This window comes from Bacteriovorax sp. DB6_IX (assembly GCF_000447775.1).
Lineage (GTDB): Bacteria > Bdellovibrionota > Bacteriovoracia > Bacteriovoracales > Bacteriovoracaceae > Halobacteriovorax_A.
The window spans coordinates 1-7,249 of sequence record NZ_AUNJ01000259.1 but is presented as its reverse complement, the minus strand read 5'-3'; the positions used below and the strand labels follow the sequence as shown (position 1 = coordinate 7,249).

Here is a 7,249-nt window from a genome sequence, read left to right as displayed (position 1 = left end):
ATGAACCAGGATTGTAATCTGAAGCAATGGCCAATTTACAACCAGCATCAATCATCTTCTTAGCATTGGCCTGAGGTTTTCCTAGGAACCATCCTGTACCAGGAAGAACAGTTGCAACAGTGGAAGACTTTGCAAGAGCTTCAATGCCGTCTTGTGTAGTGCAGAGGAGGTGATCAGCACTTAGGGCATTAAACTCTGCTGCAAGTTTAGCTCCCTTGTTGTCACCAAACTCATCAGCATGAATTTTTAGTTTGAAGCCAAGCTTGAGAGCTTCCTCGAAGAGAAGTTTAGTATCTTCATACGAAAAATAACCTAATGGGAGGTTGAATGTCCTCAAAATACAGAACAAATTTTGAAAGATTTATCACATTATAAAATTAAAAGTGTTGTCATGAATTTAGATAGTTACTCCAATCTGGAAGATAAATACAAAATTCAGGTTAAAAGGATAAGAAATATTGAAGAGCTGCCCTCGATTTTGGAGGGCAGCTAGTTTATAGAAAATTATTTTTTATGTAGGTAGTCCAAAGTTCAGATTTATGTGAAAAGTAAGAGCTTTCATCAGGCGTGCGTGAAGTATTAAAAGTTTTATCAACACGCCAAAGCTCAGTAACCTTATCCATTGATGTTAAACCAGTACCAATAGCTGCGGCCATTGCTGCCCCATAAGCAGTGGTTTCTATAACATCCGGTCTTATGACTTCAATATTTGAAATACTCGATTGAATATTCATTAAAAGATCATTTGCAACTGCACCACCATCTACCTTTAAAGTCTCAATTGACTTGTCAAAATCTATTTCCATCGCCTTAATTAAGTCGTTAATTGAAAGAGCAATACCTTCAAGTGCAGCTCTAGAGATCTCTGGAACGCCAGAGTCTCGTGTTAATCCAATTAAGGCAGCCTTAGCTTCTGATTTCCAATAAGGCGAGCCAAGACCTGTGAAAAAAGGTAGAAGGAGGATATCTTTTGTCGATTGTAAGTTTTTAACTTTAAGAGCTTCTCTTTCAATATCAGGTGAAGCATCGAAGAACTTTAAATTGTCCCTTAACCATTGAACACAGGCTCCTGCAATATAACAAGAACCTTCAAGAGCATAATAGGTTTTATTATTATATTTATAAGCAACTGTTGTAAGAAGCCCATTGTCTGAATATTTAATTTCCTCACCTGTATTAACAAGCATGAATGCACCAGTACCATAAGTACATTTACCTTCACCACTTCTAAAACAAGCTTGACCAAAAAGAGCAGCCTGCTGATCTCCGAGGATTCCAGAAATAGGAATGCCATCAGGAAGAAAACCGAGACCCTTAGTAAACCCAAACTCACCAATACTCTCACATATTTCAGGCAGAATATTTTGAGGGACATCAAGAAGATTAAGCATCTCTTGATCCCAGTCAGTAGTTTCTAGATTCATCAGCATCGTACGAGAAGCGTTAGAAGTATCTGTTTTATGAGAGACATGACCTGTTAATTTATAAAGTAGAAAGGTATCAATCGTACCTATAAGTAAGTCATCATTATTAAAAGCTTCCTTTACAGAAGAATTGTTCTTTAATAACCAGTTAATTTTAGTACCAGAAAAATATGGATCAACAGTTAGACCAGTCTTTTTATGAATTTGTTCTGTATGCCCTTTAGACTTTAGCTCTTCACAAAACTTAGAAGTTCTTCTGTCTTGCCATACGATTGCATTTGCAATTGGTTGACCATCTTTGGTAAATGCACAGGTCGTCTCACGTTGATTTGTTATACCAATGGCCTTGATCTGATTGGGCAGAACATTGAACTTCTTTAGAGCTTCTTTCGTAGTATCTTCAACCGTTTGCCAGATATCATTAAGATTATGCTCGACCCATCCAGGTTCAGGATATATTTGTTGATATTCTTTATTAACTTTACCGACTAACTCAAATGTCTCAGCATTAATTATTACGGCAGTTGTCCCAGTCGTTCCCTGGTCAATTGAAAGAATGAACATGAAGGCTCCAGTTATTTAGTTAATTGAAATATTTGTATCACTTGGTTGAGCGATAACATTAATAATCGCTTCCCAGCGTTTTGCAACAAGACTATTGGTCTGAGTGAGTAAGATAAAAGAAAGGGAGATCAATACTAGAAAAAGTAGAATGAATTCAATAAATGTCTGACCATCTTCTTTTACAAATCTACGTTTGTGTCGTAGAATGCTCAACCTAATTAGTCGGAAAACTCTGCAGTGTTTCATAAATTGTATTTTCCCTCTATACTATTATGGTATTTGCTAAGGGTGTAAGGACTCAATGAAGAAAATATTACCATTTAAATATATAATCTTAGTTGCAATTATTATTGTAACAGCTTTAGTTGTTCCGGAGAATGGGTATCTTTCTGCGAAAAAGTCTGACGAAGTTAATAAGAAACATCAGCATTACGAAGCTATCCTAAAGTCAATGGATGTGAAATCGCTCGCAGGTAAGTCATTTGATAAGAAAAACCTTCTATCTGACGTGGTTATTCTAAACTTTTGGGCGTCGTGGTGTAAGCCTTGTCTAGAGGAGTTTCCTTCTCTTGTGAGTCTGAGAAAGAATTATCCAACTGAGAAATTAAAAATCATCGGAATAAACTCTGATGAAGATAATGTTTTAAAGAATATTAAGAAAATTCAAAAAAAATATAATCTAAATTTTGATGTTGTCGTAGATAAGAATGGATCTCTAACAGATAAGTTTATGATATCAGCAATTCCTGTCTCAATTATCTTTCATAATGGTAAAGTAATTGAGGTCTCACAAGGTGCAAAGGATTTTGACTCAGAAGAGTTCAAAGAGAAGATAGAGCCTATTATTAAATAGGCTCTGCTAGGTTTCTTCCCCAATTATAAGTAATTTCAGAAATTTTATTTGTCTTAAAAACAGCAAATCTCGGCTTGAGCCCTGGGATAATTGCACCTTGGTTGTTAAATCCAAGAGCTGCCGCAGAGTTCATTGTGATAGCACTCCACATCTGTGTCATATTGAGTGGGTACATAGGTGCGGCCATAGATGCGATAAGAAGGAGATTGTCACAGTGACATGAACCAGGATTGTAATCTGAAGCAATGGCCAATTTACAACCAGCATCAATCATCTTCTTAGCATTGGCCTGAGGTTTTCCTAGGAACCATCCTGTACCAGGAAGAACAGTTGCAACAGTGGAAGACTTTGCAAGAGCTTCAATGCCGTCTTGTGTAGTGCAGAGGAGGTGATCAGCACTTAGGGCATTAAACTCTGCTGCAAGTTTAGCTCCCTTGTTGTCACCAAACTCATCAGCATGAATTTTTAGTTTGAAGCCAAGCTTGAGAGCTTCCTCGAAGAGAAGTTTAGTATCTTCATACGAAAAATAACCCTCTTCGTGGAAAATATCGACGGCATCTATAATATGTTCGTCCGCAAGATCTTTCATAAGAGGTATAACAACCTGATTGAGATATTCAGCTGAGTCTTTAAATGATTTCGGTACAGCATGTGCTGCAAGATATGTATTAAATATTTGAATTCTTGGAGCAAAATGTTCTTTGATACGACCAATAACTTTTGAACAAAGTTTTTCGCCCTCGTAGTTCAATGCATATCCAGATTTGATTTCAATAGTACCTACGCCGTAAGATGCAATTCTTTCAATCTTCTCAACAGTACTGTTGAAGAGCTCATCTTCCGAAAGAGAATTTGTTCCTTTTGAAGTTGATAAAATTCCACCACCAGCTTTTGCAATAGCTTGGTAGTCGGCTCCATTGAGTCGCATAGTATATTCATCAGCTCTGTTTCCACCAAATATGGCGTGAGTGTGAGAATCTACAAGTTCTGGAGTAAGAACTTTACCCATTAGGTCAATTTCTTGATCAATCTTATAGTTAGAAGGTATATTCTCCTTAGAACCAACCCATAGAATCTCTTCTTGATTATGAATTACGGCTGCATTATCAATAATACAACTATCCTCAGGAAGTAGATTTCTACCATCCTTTTTAAAAGCACTTTCAAGAGTTAGTACTTCTGAAATATTATTTAAAAGGGTGATCACTACTGTAATTCTCCGATAACTTCTTCTACTGCATTTAATAACTCGTTATTGTTAATAAGTGCTTTGATATTGTTCATATCTTTATAAAATACACGGTCATCTTCAATTCTTGGAACAGTTTTTCTTACATGAGAAACGACTGCTTCAATTGCAGGTGATGATTTTAATGGTCTATGGAATTCGATTGCCTGTGTATTACAAAGGAATTCAATTGATAAACAACTTGTTAAGTTATCAAGTACTTCGTGTAGCTTTCTACCTGAAGTAACACCCATAGAAACGTGATCTTCTTTATCAGTTGAAGTTGGAACTGAGTCAACAGAAGCTGGGTGGCATAAATACTTATTTTCTGAAGTTAGAGCTGCAGACGTTACGTGTGCAATCATTAAACCACTATTGAGTCCAGAGTTAGGCGTCAAGAATGCCGGTAAGTCAGAAAAAGTAGGGTTCATCATTTTTTCAACACGTCTTTCAGAGATATTACAGAGCTCTGCTAAACCAATGGCCAAATAGTCCATTGCCATAGCAATAGCTTCACCATGGAAGTTTCCACCAGAGATAACTTCATCATCTGAAATAAAGATAAGTGGATTATCTGTTACTGCATTTAATTCAAGAGTTAAAACCTCGCGAGCATGAGCAAGGGTCTGTCTACATGCACCGTGAACTTGAGGTACACATCTTAGAGAATATGGGTCTTGCACTTTACCACAGTCTGGGTGCGACACTAAAATCTCACTACCATCAAGAATCTTATTGAGGTTAATGGCAGAAGAAAGTTGACCTGGGTGTGGTTTAAGACCGTGGATCTTATGATCGTAGGCCATAATAGTTCCTCTAACACCATCAACTGTCGACGCCGCCGCGATATCTGCAAGTTTCATAAGCCTTTCAGCTTTGTGAATGGCTAGTGCACCAAGTGCTGCCATAACAGCTGTTCCATTAATTAGAGCAAGTCCATCCTTAGGTCCAAGAACAACTGGTTCTTCACCAATGTCACGAATTGCAAAGTCAGATCTCACGAGCTTTCCGTCATAAATAACTTCACCTTCACCAATTAAGGCAAGGGCAATGTGAGATAGGGGGGCAAGGTCACCTGAAGCACCAACAGAACCTTTTTCGGGTACTACGGGTGTAATATCGTGATTTAAAAATTTAAGTAATAATTCGATAGCGTCGATTGTGACACCAGAAAACCCAGAAGCAAGACAGTTTGCACGAAGTAGCATAATTGCTCTCGTGACTTCTCTACTAAAAGGCTGACCAACACCAGTACAGTGAGAACGAATTAGATTAACTTGAAGAGTCGAGAGGTCATCTTTTTGAATATGAACGCTAGAGAGTGCACCAAACCCTGTATTGATACCATAGACAGGCTCACCTTTTTCTACAATTTTTGTGACATATTCTTTCGACTTAATAACACTTTGCTTAGCAATATCTGAAAGTTTAACAGTTGTTTCACCTTTCTTTGCATTTGCAATCGTGAAAATATCTTTAATTGTTAAACCATGACCATCTAAAATAAATTCTTTACTCATAAATTCCTCTATTATCTTAAAGAGTTTATATAATTCGCATACTCACTTTGATCATTCTTAAAAATATAAGAACCAGCAACAAGGTTGTTTGCACCTGCATCTCGTACAAGTTTAGCTGTTTCATTATTAATTCCACCATCAACCTGGATGATGAAATCAAGTGCATGAGTATCTTGTAATTCTTTTAATTGTTTAATTTTCTGGATAGCTGATGGCATAAATTTTTGTCCACCGAAGCCAGGTTCTACTGACATCACTAGAACTAGATCGCAATGGGCCAGAACATCAAGTTCAATTTCCTCAACCGGTGTATTTGGCTTGATTGAAATACCTACCTTTGGATAGAACTGTTTCGCAAGTTCAATCAATTTGAGCGGGTTGCTTTCAGCTTCTAAATGAAATGTAATATTGTGAATATTTGAATCCTTCAATTCCACAATATGGAAGTTCGGATTTGTTACCATAAGATGAACATCTAATGGAATCGATGTTATCTTAGAGATTTGCTTTATAATAGGGATTCCAAAAGTCATATTAGGGACAAAATGACCGTCCATAACATCAAGATGTAACCAAAGATCATCATTACCTTGTAAAGCTTGTATGTCGCTTTGAAGGTTCATGAAATCTGCAGCTAAAATACTTGGGGCAATCGTAACCATAGGAACTCCTATTTTAAAGTTATTTGCTCACTAATATTTTGAAGTCCATTTGCTAAGTCAGTGTCCTTACTTGCTTTTTTTCCTTCAAGCTGAACATAAGATAAACGGATTGTTTTATCTGTTGTTCCAATTAGCATTTTCTGATCATGTAGTTTGAATTCGCCAGGCTTTAATGTGAGAGAGTTATATTCCTCAATCTCGATGACTTTAAGCCTCTTATTGTTTAAAAAACAATATGTTCCTGGCCATGGTTTTAGTGCTCTAACTTTGTTCCAAATGACTTCAAATGATTCTTCTGCAAAATTTAAATGACCATCTTCTTTTTTAAGAGTTGGCGCAAATGTGACAGCTGACTCATCTTGAACTTTTTCTGAAACACTATCGTTTAAAAGATCAGTAATAAAATCATTTAAAGTTAGTGCCGCTTGGAACTTTAAACGTGTATATAGTTGGCCACCTGTTTCAGTTCTAGATAATGAAATAGGGTGTTCTTTTACAAGATCACCAGCATCCATTTTCTTCACCATTTTTTGAATTGAAACACCAGTGCTATCATCTCCGTTTAAAAGAGCATATTGAATAGGTGCTGCACCTCTATACTTTGGAAGAAGTGAGGTATGGATATTAAAACAGCCTTCTAAAGGTAGGTTGAGTACTTTTGTTCCTAAGAATTGAGCAAAAGCAAGAACGACGAAGAAATCAATTCTTTCATTTTCAAGCTTATTTAAGAAATCTTCTTCTCTATTTATATTCTCAGTCTGAAAAAAGTTAATTTATTTGATTTGGCATACTCTATAACTGGAGGAGACTGAAGCTTTTGTCCTCTTCCAGCCGGCCTATCAGGCATACTCACCACATATTTTAAATTAATATGTGGATGGTTATTTAAAAGCTCAAGAGCAGGAACTGAAAAGTCAGGTGTTCCAAAGAAAACAACATTAAACTTCTTCATTTCTATCCTTGTCTCTTCTTTGCTTTCATATATTTCTTAGTAAGAA

The 7,249-nt window shown here is 36.6% G+C and carries 8 protein-coding genes and 1 pseudogene; 1 reads left to right on the top strand and 8 read right to left on the bottom strand.

Translation table 11 applies throughout. The features are described from left to right. From M901_RS07620 to M901_RS17780, 3 genes and pseudogenes are all read right to left on the bottom strand, one after another. Nucleotides 1-337, bottom strand: a pseudogene (locus tag M901_RS07620) (imidazolonepropionase); the annotation flags it as partial. A 157-nt stretch (nt 338-494) separates the two neighbouring features. Beyond that, nucleotides 495-1,988: a glycerol kinase GlpK gene (glpK, locus tag M901_RS07615; protein ID WP_021277609.1), complete on the bottom strand. Its 1,494-nt coding sequence runs from the start codon at nt 1,986-1,988 to the stop codon at nt 495-497. Between the two features lie 15 nt (nt 1,989-2,003). Then, on the bottom strand, nt 2,004-2,201 hold the full coding sequence (locus M901_RS17780) for a hypothetical protein (protein ID WP_198295366.1): 198 nt from the start codon (nt 2,199-2,201) through the stop codon (nt 2,004-2,006). Nucleotides 2,202-2,289: 88 nt separating this feature from the next. Between M901_RS17780 and M901_RS07610 the strand changes: the two genes are divergently transcribed. Next, nucleotides 2,290-2,841: a TlpA disulfide reductase family protein gene (locus M901_RS07610; protein ID WP_021277606.1), complete on the top strand. Its 552-nt coding sequence runs from the start codon at nt 2,290-2,292 to the stop codon at nt 2,839-2,841. Here the strand turns inward: M901_RS07610 and hutI are convergent. From hutI to M901_RS07585, 5 genes are read right to left on the bottom strand one after another with little or no spacing between them, the layout of a single operon-like run. Next, the gene (gene hutI / locus M901_RS07605) at nt 2,834-4,048 is read right to left on the bottom strand and encodes an imidazolonepropionase (protein ID WP_021277608.1); all 1,215 of its coding nucleotides are present in this window, start codon (nt 4,046-4,048) and stop codon (nt 2,834-2,836) included. The two genes, M901_RS07610 and hutI, sit on opposite strands and share 8 nt — an antisense overlap. After that, the gene (gene hutH / locus M901_RS07600; protein ID WP_021277613.1) at nt 4,048-5,589 is read right to left on the bottom strand and encodes a histidine ammonia-lyase; all 1,542 of its coding nucleotides are present in this window, start codon (nt 5,587-5,589) and stop codon (nt 4,048-4,050) included. Before hutH ends, hutI begins: the two co-directional genes overlap by 1 nt. A gap of 11 nt (nt 5,590-5,600) precedes the next feature. Beyond that, the gene (gene rpe, locus M901_RS07595; protein WP_021277611.1) at nt 5,601-6,251 is read right to left on the bottom strand and encodes a ribulose-phosphate 3-epimerase; all 651 of its coding nucleotides are present in this window, start codon (nt 6,249-6,251) and stop codon (nt 5,601-5,603) included. Nucleotides 6,252-6,259: 8 nt separating this feature from the next. Then, a complete protein-coding gene (locus M901_RS07590; RefSeq protein ID WP_232422515.1) occupies nt 6,260-6,955 on the bottom strand; it encodes a methionyl-tRNA formyltransferase in 696 nt (231 codons plus the stop codon). A gap of 41 nt (nt 6,956-6,996) precedes the next feature. After that, entirely contained in the window at nt 6,997-7,203 is a 207-nt protein-coding gene (locus M901_RS07585; RefSeq protein WP_021277605.1) for a methionyl-tRNA formyltransferase, read from the bottom strand. Nucleotides 7,204-7,249 lie beyond the last annotated feature (46 nt).